Below are 16,878 nucleotides of genomic sequence, written 5' to 3' on the forward strand. Positions count from 1 at the left end.
ACCGGCGGATGGACCGCCGGTTGACCTTCGACGGCTCCGGGGCGATGACTCTGGGGCTATGACTCTCAGGCGCTGCGGTCGAGGGCCCGGAGGGACCGGTCCGTGATGGACCGGGAACCACGCCCTATGGCGATCGTGCCGGACTGCACGAGCTCCTTGACGCCGAACTGCTCCAGCATCTTGAGCATCGCGTCGAGCTTGTCACTCGAACCGGTGGCCTCGATGGTGACCGCCTCGGGCGAGACGTCCACGGTCTTCGCCCGGAACAGCTGGACGATCTCGACGATCTGGGAGCGGGTCTCGTTGTCGGCGCGGACCTTCACCAGGACGAGCTCGCGCTGGATCGCAGCGCTGGGCTCGAGTTCGACGATCTTCAGGACGTTGACCAGCTTGTTGAGCTGCTTGGTCACCTGCTCCAGGGGCAGGTCCTCGACATTGACCACGATGGTGATGCGGGAGATGTCGGGGTGCTCGGTGATGCCGACGGCGAGGGAGTCGATGTTGAAGCCGCGGCGCGAGAACAGGGCGGCGATCCGGGCGAGGATGCCGGGCGTGTTCTCGACGAGAACGGAGAGCGTGTGCTTGGTGGACATGGTCTGGGTCTCTTCCTTTTCGCTCTGCTTCGTTCCGCGCTTCAGTCGTCTTCGCCGTCGCCGAAGTCGGGGCGGACGCCCCGGGCGGCCATGACCTCGTCGTTCGAGGTGCCGGCGGCGACCATCGGCCAGACCTGGGCGTCCTCGTGGACGATGAAGTCGACGACGACCGGACGGTCGTTGATGGCGTTGGCCTCGGCGATGACCTTGTCCAGGTCGGCCGGGTCCTCACAGCGCAGGGCGACACAGCCCATGGCCTCGGACAGCTTGACGAAGTCGGGGACGCGGGTGCCCTTGTTCGCCTGGACGTCGTCCGGGCCGGAGTGCAGGACGGTGTTCGAGTAGCGCTGGTTGTAGAAGAGGGTCTGCCACTGGCGGACCATCCCGAGGGCGCCGTTGTTGATGATGGCGACCTTGATCGGGATGTTGTTCAGGGCGCAGGTGGTGAGCTCCTGATTGGTCATCTGGAAGCAGCCGTCGCCGTCGATCGCCCAGACCGGGCGGTCGGGCATGCCGGCCTTGGCGCCCATCGCGGCGGGGACCGCGTACCCCATCGTCCCGAGGCCGCCGGAGTTCAGCCAGGTGGCCGGACGCTCGTAGTCGATGAAGTGGGCGGCCCACATCTGGTGCTGGCCGACGCCCGCGGCGAAGATCGTGTCGTCGGGGGCGAGCTGGCCGATGCGCTGGATGACCTGCTGCGGCGAGAGGCTGCCGTCCTCCGGCAGGTCGTAGCCGAGCGGGTAGGTCTCGCGCCAGCGGTTCAGGTCGCTCCACCAGGCGGTGTAGTCGCCCTTGTTGCCCTCGCTGTGCTCGGCCTGGACGGCCTGGACCAGGTCGGCGATGACCTCGCGGGCGTCACCGACGATCGGGACGTCGGCGGTGCGGTTCTTGCCGATCTCGGCCGGGTCGATGTCCGCGTGGACGATCTTGGCGTACGGGGCGAAGCTGTCGAGCTTGCCGGTGACGCGGTCGTCGAAGCGGGCGCCGAGGGCGACGATCAGGTCGGACTTCTGCAGCGCGGTGACAGCGGTGACCGCACCGTGCATGCCCGGCATGCCCACGTGCAGCGGGTGGCTGTCGGGGAAGGCGCCGAGAGCCATCAGGGTGGTGGTGACCGGGGCGCCGGTGAGCTCGGCGAGGATCTTCAGCTCGGCGGTGGCGCCGGCCTTGATGACGCCGCCGCCGACGTACAGGACCGGGCGCTTGGCCGCGCTGATCAGCTTGGCGGCCTCGCGGATCTGCTTGGCGTGCGGCTTGGTCACCGGGCGGTAGCCGGGCAGGTCGGTCTGCGGCGGCCAGCTGAAGGTGGTCTTCGCCTGGAGGGCGTCCTTGGAGATGTCGACCAGGACCGGGCCGGGGCGGCCGGTGGAGGCGATGTGGAAGGCCTCGGCGATCGTCCGCGGGATGTCCTCGGCCTTGGTGACCAGGAAGTTGTGCTTGGTGATCGGCATCGTGATGCCGCAGATGTCCGCCTCCTGGAAGGCGTCCGTGCCGATCGCCTTCGAGGCGACCTGGCCGGTGATCGCGACGAGGGGGACCGAGTCCATGTGCGCGTCGGCGATCGGGGTGACGAGGTTGGTCGCACCGGGTCCCGAGGTCGCCATGCAGACGCCGACCTTGCCGGTCGCCTGGGCGTAGCCGGTGGCCGCGTGGCCCGCGCCCTGCTCGTGGCGGACCAGGATGTGGCGGACCTTCTGCGAGTCCATCATCGGGTCGTACGCGGGCAGGATCGCGCCACCGGGGATACCGAAGACGGTGTCGGCGCCCACTTCCTCGAGAGAACGGATGAGGGACTGCGCACCCGTGACGTACTCGACGGTGGTGGCGGGCTGCGCGCCGTTACGGGGCCGCGGCTGCGGATGGTGCCCGGTGGCCTGCTCGGTCATCAGCATCTCTTCTCGAAGCAGAGGGTTTTACGAGGGTTTGGGACGACTTTGGGGTGAGCCAGTGCAACAAAAAACCCCTCGTGCCGTGAGGCAAGCGAGGGGAGCGCGTCGGGTGCGTTTCAAGCGGGGCCTGCCGTGGCCCTGCTTCAGCCGACGCGCTTTCCAAGTACGAGAATTCGGGTGCGCATGGCATTGACCCTCCCTCTCAGCCCTCACCACTGTCAAGTGGGTGGGACGGGCGTCTCAGTATTTGAGCGAAACGGGGGACGGTTTCCGGCCTGGACGGGGACCGCTCCGGGCAGCGGGTACTCGTCCCGCACGAGGGCCCTGCGCAGCCGATACTCGTCGAGCGGGCCCGCGAAGGCCATGCCTTGGGCGTGGCTGCAGCCCATCGCCCGCAGGGCGACGACCTGCTCCGGTACGTCCACGCCCTCGGCGACGGTCTGCATCCCGAGCTCGTCGGCGATACGGAGCACCCCGCGGGTGATCTTGCGGAGCCTGGCCGATTCGACGACGCCCTCGACGAGCCCCCGGTCCAGTTTCAGTATGTCCACGGGCAGCCTGCGGAGGGCGTTGATCGCCACGTGTCCGCTGCCGAATCCGTCGAGCGCGATCCGCACCCCGAGACGGCGCAGGGTGACCAGGCGCTGCTCCAGGTCGTCGAGCGGGATCCGAGGGTCGCTGTCGGCGAGTTCCACGATCAGCGAACCGGACGGCAGGCCGTGCCGGGTGAGCAGGGACTCGATCGAGCCGAGCGGCAGCGAGCGGTCCAGGAGACGGCGGGCGGAGACCCGGATGGACACGGGGGCGCGATGGCCGATTCCCGCACGCTCGGCGGCCTGCTCGACGGCCTCTTCGAGCAGCCAGCGGCCGAGCTCGGCGGTGCGCTCGCTGTCGTCGGTGACCCGGAGGTACTCGGCGGGGGTGAAGAGGATGCCCTGGGCCGACCGCCAGCGCGCCTGAGCGCTGACGGCGGAGATCCGGCCGGTGGCGAGGTCGACGACCGGCTGGTGGAGCAGGGCGAACTCACCGTCGTGGAGGGCGGTCCGCAGCCGGGCGGCCAGTTCCGTCCGGCGGACCACCTCGGCCTGCATCTGGGGCGCGTAGAGCTCGACGCGGTCCTTGCCGGCCGCCTTGGCGCGGTACATGGCGAGGTCGGCGTTGCGCAGGAGGTCACCGGCCTCGATGCCGGGCTCGGCGAAGGCGACGCCGATGGAGGCGGCGACCCGCACCTCGTTGCCCCCGTCGACGCGGTAGGGCCGGGAGAGGGTGAGGCGGAGCCGGTCGGCGATCTCCTGGACCTGCTTCTGGCGGGCCGCCTGGTCGCGGCCGCCGTCGCCGAGGATGAGGGCGGCGAACTCGTCGCCGCCGAGCCGGGCGGCCGTGTCCCCCGCGCGTACGGAGTCGTGCAGCCGGCGGGCGGCCTGGACGAGGAGGTCGTCGCCCGCCTGGTGGCCGAGGCGGTCGTTGACGCTCTTGAAACCGTCGAGGTCGATGAAGAGCACGGCGGTGCCGGGGTCGGAGGCGCGGCGGCCGCTGAGGGCCTGCCGGACCCGCCGGGTGAAGAGCGCCCGGTTGGGCAGGTCGGTGAGCGGGTCGTGCTCGGCGTTGTGCTGCAACTGGGCCTGGAGCCGCACCCGTTCGGTGACGTCCCGGCTGTTGAAGATCAGGCCGCCCTGGTGGCGGTTGACCGTGGACTCGACGTTCAGCCAGTCGCCGCGGCCCGAGCGGAAGCGGCACTCGATCCGGGTGGTGGGCTCCTTGGCGGGCGAGGCGGCCAGGAAGCGCCGTAGCTCGTGGACGACGGCACCGAGGTCCTCGGGGTGGATGAGCGAGGAGAGCTCGGAGCCGATCAGTTCCTCGGCGTCCCGTCCGTACACCCCGGAGGCGGCCGGACTGACGTAGCGGAGTATCCCGGTCGGCGCGGCGATCATGATGACATCGCTGGAGCCCTGCACGAGGGACCTGAAGTGGTTCTCCTTCTGGGCCAGTTCATGGGTCAGAGCGATGTTGTCGAGGAGCATGATGCCCTGCCGTAGGACGAGGGCGAGGACCACCGTGCAGCCGGTGAGGACGACGACGCGGTCGACCCGGCGTCCCTCCACGACGTTGTACAGGATGCCGAGGGTGCAGACCGCGGCGGCGAGGTACGGCGTGAGGGCGGCGAGCGAGCCGGCGACCGGGCGGCTGTGCAGCCACTGACCGCGCGCGGTGGCGGTGCTGTCCGGGACACGGCGCGCCCCCCAGGGCGCGTAGGCGAGCAGCAGGGAGCCGGCGAACCAGCCGGCGTCGAGCAGCTGGCCCGAGGCGTAGTTCTCGCGCAGCAGCGGCGAGGTGAACAGGGCGTCGCACAGCACGGTCAGGGCGAGGGCGGCGATCGCGGTGTTGGTCGCCGAGCGGTTCGCCTGGGAACGTCGGAAGTGCAGGACCAGGACCATGCTCACCAGGACGATGTCGAGCAACGGGTACGCGAGCGACAGTGCCGCCTGGGCGACCGGCTCGTTCTGGAAGTGGGCGGTACGGGCGAGGGCGAGGCTCCACGAGAGCGTGAGGAGGGAACCCCCGATGAGCCAGGCGTCGAGCGCGAGACAGACCCAGCCGGCCCGGGTGACGGGCTTCTTGGCCAGGACGAGCAGGCCGACGATGGCCGGCGGAGCGAAGAGCAAGAAGAAGAGGTCGGCGACGGAGGAGTCGGGCACCTCGGTGCGGAGCACGACCTCGTACCACCCCCACACGGCGTTGCCCGCGGCGGCCATGAGCGAGGAGAAGGCGAAGAGCAGCCAGGCGGGGCGGGCGCTGCCGCGGTGGGCGCGCCCGTAGAGGAAACAGGAGACCGCGGCGGCGAGGGCGGCGGCGCTGAGTCCGAAGTCGCCCATGAAGAGGGCGATTTCGGGTGATCCCCAGCCGAGTGAGGCGCCGGTCGTGTAGCCCGCGCAGATCACCACCAGGGCGATCTGGGCGAAGAGCGAGCCGAAGCCGGGGTGCCCGGGGTCCGGATGGCCGGAGTCGCCTCCGCCGCCGACGGGGGGCCGTGCGAGGACCGCGCCGGGCGCGCTCACCGGTCCCTCCGGCGCCGCGTCACCGCACCCGGCCGCGTCGTGCGGGCGCGCCGGCGGCTCGTCGGCGCCGCCGGGAGCGTGCCCGTCGCAGTCGTGGGGGCCGGCAGGGTCCCGTACGACCGCACCGACCGACTCCGACCCGACACCCGGCTCCCGTACGGCAGGGGCGACCAGCCCCGGTGCGGCGCCCGGCTTCCCTCCTGCCTGGTCGGCCGGGTCCGGCGCGGGGGCGCCGCAGGCCTCGGAGGCGCTGTGTGGCGTGAAGTCGCCATGAGGTGCGCAGGCGCCGTTCGCCGCGGGGGTGTCGTGCGCCGCGGCGGCGCGGGCGGCCGGGGCCGTGGCGCCGCCGGGGCGATCGGCCGCGCCCGGTGGTTCGGCAGCGTGACCTTCGGCTCGGAGGTCCGGTCCGGTGTCCGGTCCGGCGTCCGGTCCGGAGGTCGGGTCGGTGTGCGACCCGGTGTCCGGTGGCTCGGCCGCTCGGGGCGCGCGGTGCGGCGCGGCCTGGTCCGGCACGGAATGCGCGTGGCCGGTGGCGAGGCGTGGAAGGCTCGCCGGCGGCGGCGTCGCCGCGTCGGATCGTCGGTCCTCCGGCCGTGCCTCACCCGTCGCCCCCCTCGGAATCTGATGTCCCGTCACTTCGCTCCCCAGCGTCAGCCCGTACTCGACGCAGTCCCCACGCTCCGGGACGATACACCAGGACGGTCACTCAGGGACAGGGTCGCAGTACTCTCCGTGACGGCCCGGAGGCTTGCATGCGGCGCGTGTCGGGGCGCGTACCACCCGACCGGCCTATCGCGGCCGTTCAGCCGGTGGTGAGCAGTACGTTGGCCGGCTCCTCGCCCGCCACGAACCGCCGCAGCTGCCCCGCGATCAGCCGCTTCGCCCGCGGCATGAAGGCCGAAGTGGAACCCCCGACGTGGGGGCTGATCAGGACACCGGGAGCGTGCCACAACGGATGGCCGGCCGGCAGCGGTTCCGGGTCGGTGACATCGAGTGCCGCCGTGATCCTGCCGCTCTCGACCTCCTTGAGCAGGGCCGCGGTGTCGACGACCGGCCCCCGCGCGACGTTCACGAGGAGCGCCCCGTCCTTCATCCGGCCGAGGAACCCGGCGTCGGCGAGATGCCTGGTCGCGGGCGTGAGCGGAGTGGAGAGCACGACGACATCGGCATCCGGAAGCAGCGCGGGCAGCTCCGTCAGGGGATGGACCTCGCCGCGCGCTGTGGTGCGCGCGGAGCGTGCGACGCGCGACACCCGCGCGCACTCGAAGGGCGCGAGCCGGTCCTCGATGGCGGCGCCGATGGATCCGTACCCGACGATCAGGACGGACTTGTCGGCGAGGGCCGGGTAGAAGCCGGCCCGCCACTCCTCGGCGTCCTGGCCGCGCACGAAACCGGGGATGCCGCGCAGCGAGGCCAGGATCAGCGCGAGCGTGAGTTCGGCGGTGCTGGCCTCGTGGACGCCCTTCGCGTTGCAGAGGGCGACGCCCGGGGGCAGCGAGTCGATGCCGGGGGTGACGTGGTCGATGCCCGCGGACAGGGTCTGCACGACCCGCAGCGAGGCCATCGCGGCCAGCGGCCGTACGGCGATCTCGGAGCCCTTCATGTACGGGACGACGTAGAAGGCGCAGTGCGCCGGGTCGGCCGGGAACTCCGGTCCGCCGTCCCAGAAGCGGTAGTTCAGGCCCGACGCGCCCGGTTCGGGGAGATCGTCGATCTCGTCCGCGGGAATCGGAAGCCACACGTCAGCGGTCGTGTTCTCGAATCTCATGAGCGGGAGGCTATGCGAAGAATCCCGTGCGTCATTGGTTACTTTGGGGGACGGCACAGGGAGGGGTACCGGCAGGTGGAGCGCAGGACTATCGGGGCGACGGCGCTCGACGTGGGTGCGATCGGCCTGGGGTGCATGCCGATGAGCTGGGCGTACAGCCGTTCGGAACAGCGGGGGGACCGCTCGCTGCGGACCGTGCACGCGGCGCTGGACGCCGGGGTGAGCCTGCTCGACACCGCCGACATGTACGGCCCGTTCACCAACGAGCCTTTGGTGGGACGGGTGTTGAAGGAGCGACGGGCGGACGCCTTCGTCTCGACGAAGTGCGGACTGCTCGTCGGCGACGGCGGCGAGCGCCGGCACGTGGTCGCCAACGGCAGGCCGGGGTACGTCCGCCGGGCCTGCGACGCCTCGCTCCGGCGGCTCCAGACCGATGTGATCGACCTCTACCAGCTGCACCGGGCGGACCCCGAGGTGCCGGTCGAGGAGACCTGGGGAGCGATGGCCGAGCTGGTCTCGGCCGGCAAGGTGCGGGCGCTCGGACTCTGTGCCGTCGGCAGCCGCTCGGCCCGCCGGGGCGCGACCGGTCTCCGTCGTGACGGCTATGAGGGAACGATCCGCCAACTGGAGCGGATCCAGCAGGTGTTCCCGGTGGCGGCGGTGGAGGCCGAGCTGTCGGTGTGGTCCCAGGAGGCGCTGGTGCGGCTGCTGCCGTGGTGTGCGGCGCGGGGTGTCGGCTTCCTGGCGGCGATGCCGCTGGGGAACGGCTTCCTGACCGGGACGCTGACGCCGGGCGGCGGCTTCGAGCCGGACGATCCGCGGGCCCGGCACCCCCGGTTCACGGCGGAGATGATGGCGGCGAACCAGCCGCTGGTGGCGGGGCTGCGGCGGGTGGCCGCGCGGCACGGGGCGGCGGTCACCCCGGCGCAGGTGGCGCTCGCCTGGGTGCTGGGCCGGGGGCGGCACGTCGTGCCGGTGCCGGGGACGAAGCGGGAGCGCTGGGCGGTGGAGAACGCCGGGGCGGCCGGGCTGCGGCTGACGGCGGCGGACCTGGCGGAGATCGCGGCCCTTCCGGCGGCCCGGGGGTCCTGGGACTGAGCGGCTCGCGGGACCTCGGGGCACGGGTTGTCGCTGCGTCGGGAACCTGATCGCGCCGGGCGGTGTATCAAGGGTGAAGGGATGCCGCTCGACTCGTCGAAGGGGACCGTGCCATGAGCCGTCCTGCAGTTGTGAAGGCCCTGTGGGGCGCCGCCGTGCTGGTCCTGGTGGCGGGCTGCTCCTCGGGGGGTACGGAGGATCGGCCGGGTACGGCTCCGCCGACGTCGGCCTCGACGTCCGCGTCTGCGTCCGCGTCGGCCACCACCCCGGGGAGCCCGTCCGGGTCCGCCACCGCTCCCGCCGCTGGGCGGGCGACGGTGACGGGCACGCTCACCGAGGGTCTGAAGTCGCCCTGGGGGCTCGCCGAGCTGCCCGACGGGGATCTGCTGGTCTCCTCGCGGGACGAGCGGACGATCACCCGGGTCGACGGACGGACCGGGGCGAAGACCTCGCTCGGCGAGGTGCCCGGGGTGGTGCCGGGCGGCGAGGGCGGGCTCATGGGCCTCGCCGTGCGGGACGGCTGGGTGTACGCGTATCTGACCGCCGAGTCGGACAACCGCATCGTGCGCATGCGGTACGGCGGCGGGGACGGCGACCGGCTCGGTGCGCCGCAGCCGGTGCTGACCGGCATCCCGAAGGGGGTCGTGCACGACGGCGGACGGATCGCGTTCGGGCCGGACCGGATGCTGTACGCGGGGACGGGCGAGACGGGCCGGACCGGGCTTGCCCAGGACCGGGAGTCGCTGGGCGGGAAGATCCTCCGGATGACACCGGAGGGCAAGCCGGCGCCGGGCAATCCCTTCCCCGGGTCGGTGGTCTATTCGTACGGGCACCGCAATGTGCAGGGCATCGCCTGGGACGACGAGGGCCACCTGTGGGCGGCCGAGTTCGGGCAGAACACCTGGGACGAGCTGAATCTGGTCGAGCCGGGGAAGAACTACGGCTGGCCGGAGGCCGAGGGGCAGGCCGGAAAGGCCGGGTTCGTGGACCCGGTGGCCCAGTGGCCGACCTCGGAGGCCTCCCCCAGTGGGATCGCGTACGCGCGGGGCGCGATCTGGATGGCCGGGCTCAGAGGCGAGCGGCTGTGGCGGGTCCCGCTCTCCGGCGCGGAACGCTCGGGGGACCCCGAGGCGTTCCTCTCGGAGGAGTACGGACGCCTGCGCACGGTCCTCGCGGGGGGCGGCGGGCGGCTCTGGCTGGTGACCAGCGAAACCGACGGCCGGGGTACGCCCGGGCCCGGGGACGACAGGATTCTCCGGCTGGAGGTGAGCTGAAGGAGCTGGTGACCGTGTTCGACCCGTTGGCGGAGCTGTTCGCGCCCGGCCGCAGGCACACTGAGGAGGAGCTCCGCAGGCAGGCGCTGACCAGGGAGGACCCGGGTGACGCCGACCCGTCGCGGGGGCCGATAGACCTCACCTCGGGCCGCGTGACGATACGGGCCCCCCGCCCGGCGGCGGGGGACGTGACGGCCGGCCGTGGGGCCGGTGGGTCAGAGCGTGGTGTCGAGGAGGTGGAGACGGTGGGCCAGGGCGGCGGCCTCGCCCCGGCCGGCGACGCCGAGCTTGGCGAGGATGTTGGAGACGTGGACGCTGGCCGTCTTGGGTGAGATGAAGAGTTCCTCGGCGATCTGACGGTTGGTGCGGCCGGCCGCGACGAGGCGCAGGACGTCCTGCTCGCGGGGGGTGAGGCCGAAGGTGTCGTCCGTGGGCTCCGCGGGTGCCGGGGGCTGCTTCTCCTCGGTCAGGGAGAGGCGGGCGCGGGCGGCGAGGAGTTCCACGTCCTCGCGGAGCGGGCGGGCGTTGAGGCGGACCGCGGTGGCGTGGGCCTGCCGGAGCAGGGCCGTGGCCTCCTCGCGGCGGCCGCCCTCGACGAGCAGGGCGTCGGCGAGGCGGTGGCGGGCGCGGGCCAGCTGGTGCGGGCGTTCGAGCGGCTCGTAGGCGGCGACGACCTCGGCCCAGCGGGCGGCGGTCTCGCGGCCCTCGGCGCGGGCGATCTCCTCGGAGACCTGCCGGGAGTAGGCCTCCCAGACCGGGGCCGGGGTGGCGAGGCCACGGACGCAGCGGCGCACGAGGGCGAGCGCCTCGGCGCGGCCCTCGTCGGCGGCGGGCAGTCCCCGGCCGTCGGCCTCGGCGGTGACGGCGGTGAGGACGAGGGGCCAGCCGTAGCGGTGGGTGCCGGGCGGGAAGCCGGTCTCCGCGGTGGCGGCGAACTGTTCCCGCACGTCCTCGAGGCGACCCTCGGCGGCGGCGATGCTGATCTCGACCTGCGCCATGGGCAGGGTGTACTGCGGGATCGGGTCGCGGGTGCCGTACCGGGTGCGGGCCTCGGCGAGGTACGCGGCGGCCCTGGCCGGCTCGCCTCGGCCGACGGCGAGGTGGGCGAGCTGCAGCAGGGCCGTTCCGCCCGGCTTGGTGCTGCTCGCGCCGGAGCGGAGCAGCTCCTCGGCCTCCTCCTTGCCCCGGTCCCATTCGCCGAGCGAGAGGAGGGACTCCGAGAGGTTGGCGCGGATCCAGCCCGCGCTGTCGACGAGGCCGCGGGAGCGGGCCAGTTCGATGCCGGCGACCGCGATCTCCACGGCTTCGCGGGAGCGGCCTAGTGCCTCCAGGGAGGAGGAGATGTTCACATGCGCGCGGGCGGCCTCGTGGAACTGGCCGAGGGCGATGGTCCGTTCGCGTGCCTCGTGCATGGTGGCGAGCCCGCCGTCGGTGTCGCCGGCCGACACCATGATGGTGCCGAGGGTGATCCGGGCGTTCAGTTCGATCGGCTCGTCCTTGACGAACCGCGCGTACTCGACGGCGCGTTCGGCGGCGGCGATCGCCTCGGGGCCGGGGTTGCGGAGCATGCCCCAGCCGGCCGCGCCGACCAGGACGGTGGCGTGGACGGCGGACGGCGGGAGGCCCTTGACGAGTTCCTGGGCGCGGGCGATCTCCGGCCAGCCGTCGCCCCGGCCGAGGTTGGACTGGAGCCGGGCCATCTCCGTCCAGAACCAGGCGGCGCGCAGCGGGTCGTGCTCGTCGCTGTCGAGGACCCGGAGCGCATTCCGGCAGATCTTCGCGGCCCGCTCCCGCTCTCCGCTGAGCCGGGCGGCGACGGCGGCCTCGGCGAGCAGGTCGAGGAAGCGCAGGGAGGCGGCGTCGGGGTCGCAGCCGCAGGCGGGGTAGGCGTCGGCGTAGTCGATGGGGCGCAGGGATTCGCGCGTCTCGGCGGGGGCCTTGTCCCAGAGTTCCATGGCCCGTTCGAGGAGGCTGAGCTGCTCGGCGTAGGCGTGGCGCTTGCGGGTCGCGACAGAGGCGCTGAGGACGGCGGGCAGGGCCTTGGACGGGTCGTGCGCGTGGTACCAGTAGGTCGCCAGCCGGTTGGCGCGCTCGTCGGCCCGGACGAGCCCGGGGTCGGCCTCCAGGGCTTCGGCGTAGCGCCGGTTGAGGCGGGAGCGTTCGCCGGGCAGCAGGTCGTCGCTGACGGCCTCGCGGACCAGGGAGTGGCGGAAGCGGTAGCCGTCGCCGTCGGGGACGGCGAGCAGGAGGTTGGCGCCGACGGCGGCCCGCAGGGCTTCGATGAGTTCGTCCTCGGTGAGCCGGGCGACGGCGGCGAGCAGTCCGTACTCGACGGTGGAGCCGCCCTCGGCGACGATCCTGGCGATCCGCTGGGCGTCCTCGGGGAGCGCCTCGACCCGGACGAGCAGGAGGTCGCGCAGGGAGTCGCTGAGTTGTCCCGCGGCGCAGCCGGCCTCGTGGGAGACGATGAGTTCCTCGACGAAGAAGGCGTTGCCGTCGGAGCGTTCGAAGACCTCCTCGACGAGACCGGGGTCGGGTTCGGCGGCGAGGATGCCGGTGAGCTGGCGGTGCACCTCGGTGCGGGTGAAGCGGGCGAGTTCGATGCGGCGGATGGTGCGGAGCCGGTCGAGTTCGGCGAGGAGGGGGCGCAGCGGGTGGCGGCGGTGGATGTCGTCGGCGCGGTAGCTGGCGACGACCACGATGCGGCCGCGGCGCAGGGTGCGCAGGAGGTAGGTGAGGAGGTGCCGGGTGGAGGCGTCGGCCCAGTGCAGGTCTTCCAGGACGAGCACGATCGTACGGTCGGCGGCGAGCCGTTCCAGAAGCCGTACGGTGAGTTCGAAGAGGCGGGCGGTGGAGTCCTCGTCCGAGGTGTCGTGGCTGCCGGGGTCGCCCAGTTCGGGGAGCAGCCGGGCGAGTTCCGCCTGCTGGCCGTCGGCCGCGGCGGCGAGTTCCTCGGGGAGGCGCCGGTGGAGCGAGCGCAGTGCGGTGGCGAAGGGGGCGAAGGGCAGGCCGTCGGCGCCGAGCTCGACGCAGCCGCCGAGCGCGACGACGGCGCCCTGTGCGCAGGCCGTGTCGAGGAACTCCTCGATGAGCCGGGTCTTGCCGACCCCCGCCTCGCCGCCGATGAGCAGGGCCTGGGGCTCCCCCGCGGTCGCGCGGGAGAGCGCCTCGGTGAGGGCGGTGAGTTCGCCGGCGCGGCCGACGAACACGGGACTGACTGACCTGGTCTCCACGGCGCCGAGCATCGCACAGCCGTCCATACGGTCGCCCATACGGGGGTCACGCGGCCCGGACGAAGCGGCCGCGTCCGCCGTCGCTCACCCGCCCCTCCGCGTCCTTGTTCCCGCTCCGGCGGCCGAGGCGGCGCAGGCCCCGGGCGGAGCCGGCCGTCTCGGCGGCCTCGCGGGAGAGCCGCTGGGCGGCGGCCTCACGGACGAGCTGGGCGTGGTTGATGAGGTGGAGTTCGTACGCGAACATCGGGTGCTCCCTGGTTCTTCTCGGTTTCGGTATCGCTCCTTGCGATGCCTCCACTGTCGTTTCCCAGGGGGTGCGGCCACATCGGGCGTGTGCCGCATGTTCGGGGTACGGGGGGCCTTAGGCCGGTTCCCGGGAGGACTTAGACGTCGTCCCGGGCCGCCTCGGGCAGGGTCAGGATCCGGCGGTCGGCAGACTCAGGAACAGGTCGAAGTAGGTACCGACCGACAGGAGCAGACCCAGGCCGCCGAGGACGGCGCCGGCGACGGCGACCGAGCGGACCCAGGCGGGGCGCCCGGGGAGGACGAGCACGAGGACGGCGACGAGCAGGGCGATCAGCGCGAAGACGCCGTTCACGAGGGCGGTGCTGTGCCAGGCGTCGCCGTAGATCTCGGAGATCTGCTGGGCCGGGGTGCCGGAGCCGGAGGTCTTGATCTGCCCGAGGAGGGTCTCGCGCTCGGAGACGACCTTGCCGGTCCAGGTGCCGGTGAGCGCGACGGCGCCGAGAGCGGCGGAGACCACGGCCGCGGCGGCGCCGCCGATGCCGGCGGAGGCGGGAGCGGCCGCCGACTCGGCGAACAGCTCGTCGTCCTCGTCGCCGTCCTCGTCCTCGGCTTCGTTCTCGTGCGCGTCCGCGTCCGCGTCGGTCAGCGCGGTGGCCGGTTCGGCGTCCTGCTTGTCGAGCACGACCGCGGCCGTCTCCTCGGCGGTCCCGGCGGCGTCCGCGCTCTCGCCGGTCTTCTCTGTCGTCGTCTTGGTGTCCATGCGCCGCACGCTAGGTGCCCCGTATGAGAACCGTATGAGGAAAGCGGGTGTGCGGGTGACGAGGTCTTCGCCGTGTTCGGGTTACGAGGTCTTCGCCGCGCGCCATTCCGGGGCGAGGACGGCCCAGACCTCGGTGTCGGCGCGGACGCCGCGGTGCGGGTAGTTCTCCCGCAGCACGCCCTCGCGGGTCATGCCGAGGCGGCGGGCGACGGCGATGCTCGGCCCGTTCTTCGCGGAGGCGTGCCACTCGACGCGGTGGATGCCCCGCTCCTCGATCGCCCAGTCGATGATCACGCGGCAGGCGCGGGTGATCAGGCCCTGGCCCGCGGCGGAGGGCTCCAGCCAGCAGCCCGCCTCGGCGGTGCCGTACGTCGTGTCGAAGGTCCGGAAGAGGACGCCGCCGACGAGCGTGCCCCCGGTCCAGATGCCGTAGATGCGTCCGGTGTCGTTCGCGGCCTTCTCGGCGTACGAGCGGAGGAAGGAGTGCGCGGAGGCGCTGTCCGCGACGAAGTCGGGGAGGGCGATGTGCTCCCCGATGAACTCTCGCCCACGGTCCATGTGGGCGAGGAACTCCTCGGACTTCGAGGGCTCCAGGGGCCTCAGCTCGGCACCGTCGTCACCCAGCGATATCGCGAACATCGTCGTTCCTCTCCTCCGCGGCCGAAGTCGCGGCTGCCACCCCCGGTGTCACGGCCGTCACGGCCGTCACACGTTGAGCGGGTATTTTCCCACGCGCGTCGGCAGCCTCGCGGCACTCGGGCGTTTCGATGCTGATCCGGGGCAGCAGGCGGTCGAGCCACTTCGGCAGCCACCAGTTCGCCCCGCCGAGCATGTGCATGAGGGCGGGGACGAGGAGGGTGCGCAGGACGAAGGCGTCGAGCGCGACGGCCGCCGCGAGGGCGATGCCGAACATCGCGATGACCCGGTCGCCGGAGAGGACGAAGGCGAGGAAGACCGCGATCATGATGACGGCCGCGGAGTTGATCACGCGGCTGGTCTCGGCCAGGCCGACCCGGACCGCCCGCCGGTTGTCGCCGGTCTCCAGCCACTCCTCGTACATCCGGCTGACCAGGAAGACCTGGTAGTCCATGGAGAGCCCGAAGAGGACCGAGACCATGATCACGGGGAGGAAGGGTTCGATCGGTCCGGCGCTGCCGAGACCGAGGAGCTCGCTCCCCCAGCCCCACTGGAAGATCGCCACGACGACGCCGAAGGCGCCGGCGACGGCCGCCACGTTCATGGCGGCCGCCTTGAGCGGGATGCCGATCGAGCGGAAGGCGAGCAGGAGCAGCAGGCAGCCGAGGGCGATGACGACGCCGACGAAGAGCGGCAACTTGCCGATGATGATCTCGGCGAAGTCGTCGTACGAGGCGGTGACGCCGCCGACGTGGACGTCGAGGGAGGTGCCGTTCTCGGCCTTCGGGAGGACGTCCGTGCGGAGCCGGTCGACGAGCTCACTGGTGGCCTTGGACTGGGGCGAGGACTCGGGGACGACGGTGAGGAAGGCGGTGTCGCCCGAGCTGTTGTAGGTGGCCGGGGAGACGGACGCGACCCCGCGGGTGGCGGAGAGCGCGGCCGGCAGCTGGTCGAGGGCGACCCGGTCGTCGGCGCCGTCGAGCCCGGCGACCAGGGTGAGGGGGCCGTTCACGCCGGGACCGAAGCCCTCGGCGATCAGGTCGTACGCCTGCCGGGTGGTCGCGGTGGCCGGGCCGTTGCCCTGGTCGGAGGTGCCCAGGTGGAGCGAGAGGGTGGGCAGCGCGAGGACGCCCATGACGACGGCGGCGACGAGCCCGAGGAGCTTGGGGTGCCGTTCGACGAAGGCGGACCAGCGGGCGGCGAAGCCGGTGGGCAGCTCGGGCTGCGGCCCGTGCTCGGCGAGCGTCCGGCGTTCGCGCCGGGACAGCGCCCGCATGCCGATGAGGGAGAGCAGCGCCGGCAGGAGGGTGACGGAGGCGGCCACCGTGAGGACGACGGTGAGGGAGGCGGCGATGGCGACGCCGTTGAGGAAGCTGAGCCGCAGGATCAGCATGCCGAGCAGGGCGATGCAGACGGTGGCGCCGGCGAAGACGACGGCGCGGCCGGTGGTGGCGACGGCGGTCTCGGCGGCCTCGGCGACGGAGAGCCCGCGTTTCAGGCCTCTACGGTGCCGGGTGACGATGAAGAGGGCGTAGTCGATGCCGACGCCGAGCCCGACGAGCATGCCGAGCATGGGGGCGAAGTCGGCGACGGTCATGAGGTGGCCGAGGAGCACGATCCCGGAGTAGGCGATACCGACGCTGACCAGCGCGGTCGCGATGGGGAGCACGGAGGCGGCGAGGGAGCCGAAGGCGAGGAAGAGGACGACGGCCGCGACGGCGACGCCGACGACCTCGGCGATGTGGCCGCCGGGGGCCTCGGTGAGGGCGACGGCGCTCCCGCCGAGCTCGACGGCGAGGGTGTCGTCCGCTGCGGCCTTCGCCGTGTCGACGAGGGCGCGGGCCTGCGCCTCGGGGATGTCGTCGGCCTGCTCGCGGAAGGTGACGGTGGCGTAGGCGGTGTGCCCGTCCTCGCTGACCTGGCCCCGGGTGTCGCCGTACGGGGAGGTCACGGAGGCGATGCCGGGGAGCTCGGCGACCTCGTCGAGCATCGCGGTCATGCGGCGCTCGACGGCGTCGGCACGGACGCTGCCCTTGTCGGTGTGCCAGACGATGGTGTCGCTGTCACCGCCGAGGCCGTGGAAGCCGCGCTCCAGGAGCGCGGTGGCACGGCCGGACTCGGTGCCGGGGACCTCGTAGTCGTTGGAGTACGCGCTGCCGGCGACGACCGCCGCGGTGCCGACCCCGCCGAGTGCGACGAGCCACAGCAGGACGGCGACGAGGCGGTGCTTGATGCACCACCGTGCGATGGCTGCCAAAGGACGTGCTCCCTGGGTGGTTCGAGGATCTTCAGCGGGAACAGCCCGAAAAAGAACGCTTGACCTAC

Annotated in this window: 12 protein-coding genes; 3 read left to right on the forward strand and 9 right to left on the reverse strand. The window is 72.5% G+C overall.

Annotated elements, in window-relative coordinates:
- Nucleotides 1-65: 65 nt before the first annotated feature.
- From ilvN to N5875_RS11545, 4 genes are all read right to left on the reverse strand, one after another.
- Nucleotides 66-593 (reverse strand): acetolactate synthase small subunit, encoded by a 528-nt coding sequence (ilvN, locus tag N5875_RS11530; RefSeq protein WP_030216183.1) that lies wholly within the window; start codon nt 591-593, stop codon nt 66-68.
- Between the two features lie 41 nt (nt 594-634).
- Nucleotides 635-2,485: an acetolactate synthase large subunit gene (locus N5875_RS11535; protein WP_318207739.1), complete on the reverse strand. Its 1,851-nt coding sequence runs from the start codon at nt 2,483-2,485 to the stop codon at nt 635-637.
- A gap of 215 nt (nt 2,486-2,700) precedes the next feature.
- Entirely contained in the window at nt 2,701-5,433 is a 2,733-nt protein-coding gene (locus tag N5875_RS11540; protein ID WP_338499151.1) for an EAL domain-containing protein, read from the reverse strand.
- 907 nt (nt 5,434-6,340) lie between these two features.
- A complete protein-coding gene (locus tag N5875_RS11545; protein WP_318207740.1) occupies nt 6,341-7,306 on the reverse strand; it encodes a 2-hydroxyacid dehydrogenase in 966 nt (321 codons plus the stop codon).
- Between the two features lie 75 nt (nt 7,307-7,381).
- On the opposite strand from N5875_RS11545, the gene N5875_RS11550 reads away from it, so the two are divergent.
- The 3 genes from N5875_RS11550 (at nt 7,382) to N5875_RS11560 (ending at nt 10,010) form a co-directional block, all read left to right on the forward strand.
- A complete protein-coding gene (locus N5875_RS11550; RefSeq protein WP_338493460.1) occupies nt 7,382-8,404 on the forward strand; it encodes an aldo/keto reductase in 1,023 nt (340 codons plus the stop codon).
- 113 nt (nt 8,405-8,517) lie between these two features.
- Entirely contained in the window at nt 8,518-9,678 is a 1,161-nt protein-coding gene (locus N5875_RS11555) for a PQQ-dependent sugar dehydrogenase (RefSeq protein WP_338493462.1), read from the forward strand.
- Between the two features lie 14 nt (nt 9,679-9,692).
- On the forward strand, nt 9,693-10,010 hold the full coding sequence (locus tag N5875_RS11560) for a DUF6191 domain-containing protein (RefSeq protein WP_318207960.1): 318 nt from the start codon (nt 9,693-9,695) through the stop codon (nt 10,008-10,010).
- Here N5875_RS11560 and N5875_RS11565 read toward each other — a convergent pair.
- The 5 genes from N5875_RS11565 to N5875_RS11585 form a co-directional block, all read right to left on the reverse strand.
- A complete protein-coding gene (locus N5875_RS11565; RefSeq protein WP_338493463.1) occupies nt 9,894-12,950 on the reverse strand; it encodes an AAA family ATPase in 3,057 nt (1,018 codons plus the stop codon). The genes N5875_RS11560 and N5875_RS11565 overlap by 117 nt on opposite strands.
- 7 nt (nt 12,951-12,957) lie before the next feature.
- Complete coding sequence (locus N5875_RS11570; protein WP_318207744.1) at nt 12,958-13,155, reverse strand: hypothetical protein; 198 nt, start codon at nt 13,153-13,155, stop codon at nt 12,958-12,960.
- A gap of 171 nt (nt 13,156-13,326) precedes the next feature.
- Nucleotides 13,327-13,926, reverse strand: coding sequence for a hypothetical protein (locus tag N5875_RS11575; protein WP_318207745.1), 600 nt, complete (start codon nt 13,924-13,926; stop codon nt 13,327-13,329).
- A gap of 72 nt (nt 13,927-13,998) precedes the next feature.
- Entirely contained in the window at nt 13,999-14,556 is a 558-nt protein-coding gene (locus tag N5875_RS11580) for a GNAT family protein (RefSeq protein WP_318207746.1), read from the reverse strand.
- Nucleotides 14,534-16,810: an MMPL family transporter gene (locus N5875_RS11585; RefSeq protein ID WP_338493465.1), complete on the reverse strand. Its 2,277-nt coding sequence runs from the start codon at nt 16,808-16,810 to the stop codon at nt 14,534-14,536. The genes N5875_RS11580 and N5875_RS11585 overlap by 23 nt, the downstream gene beginning before the upstream one ends.
- Between the last annotated feature and the right edge of the window lie 68 nt (nt 16,811-16,878).

The sequence above is a fragment of the Streptomyces sp. SJL17-4 genome, assembly GCF_036826855.1.
GTDB lineage: Bacteria > Actinomycetota > Actinomycetes > Streptomycetales > Streptomycetaceae > Streptomyces.

Excerpts from the sequence above, each read along its gene's own strand:
- N5875_RS11545 (WP_318207740.1), bottom strand. The coding sequence starts at position 7,306 with ATGAGATTCGAGAACACGACCGCTGACGTGTGGCTTCCGATTCCCGCG.
- N5875_RS11580 (WP_318207746.1), bottom strand. The coding sequence starts at position 14,556 with ATGTTCGCGATATCGCTGGGTGACGACGGTGCCGAGCTGAGGCCCCTG.
- N5875_RS11535 (WP_318207739.1), bottom strand. The coding sequence starts at position 2,485 with ATGCTGATGACCGAGCAGGCCACCGGGCACCATCCGCAGCCGCGGCCC.
- N5875_RS11565 (WP_338493463.1), bottom strand. The coding sequence starts at position 12,950 with ATGGGCGACCGTATGGACGGCTGTGCGATGCTCGGCGCCGTGGAGACC.
- N5875_RS11570 (WP_318207744.1), bottom strand. The coding sequence starts at position 13,155 with ATGTTCGCGTACGAACTCCACCTCATCAACCACGCCCAGCTCGTCCGT.
- ilvN (WP_030216183.1), bottom strand. The coding sequence starts at position 593 with ATGTCCACCAAGCACACGCTCTCCGTTCTCGTCGAGAACACGCCCGGC.
- N5875_RS11555 (WP_338493462.1), top strand. The coding sequence starts at position 8,518 with ATGAGCCGTCCTGCAGTTGTGAAGGCCCTGTGGGGCGCCGCCGTGCTG.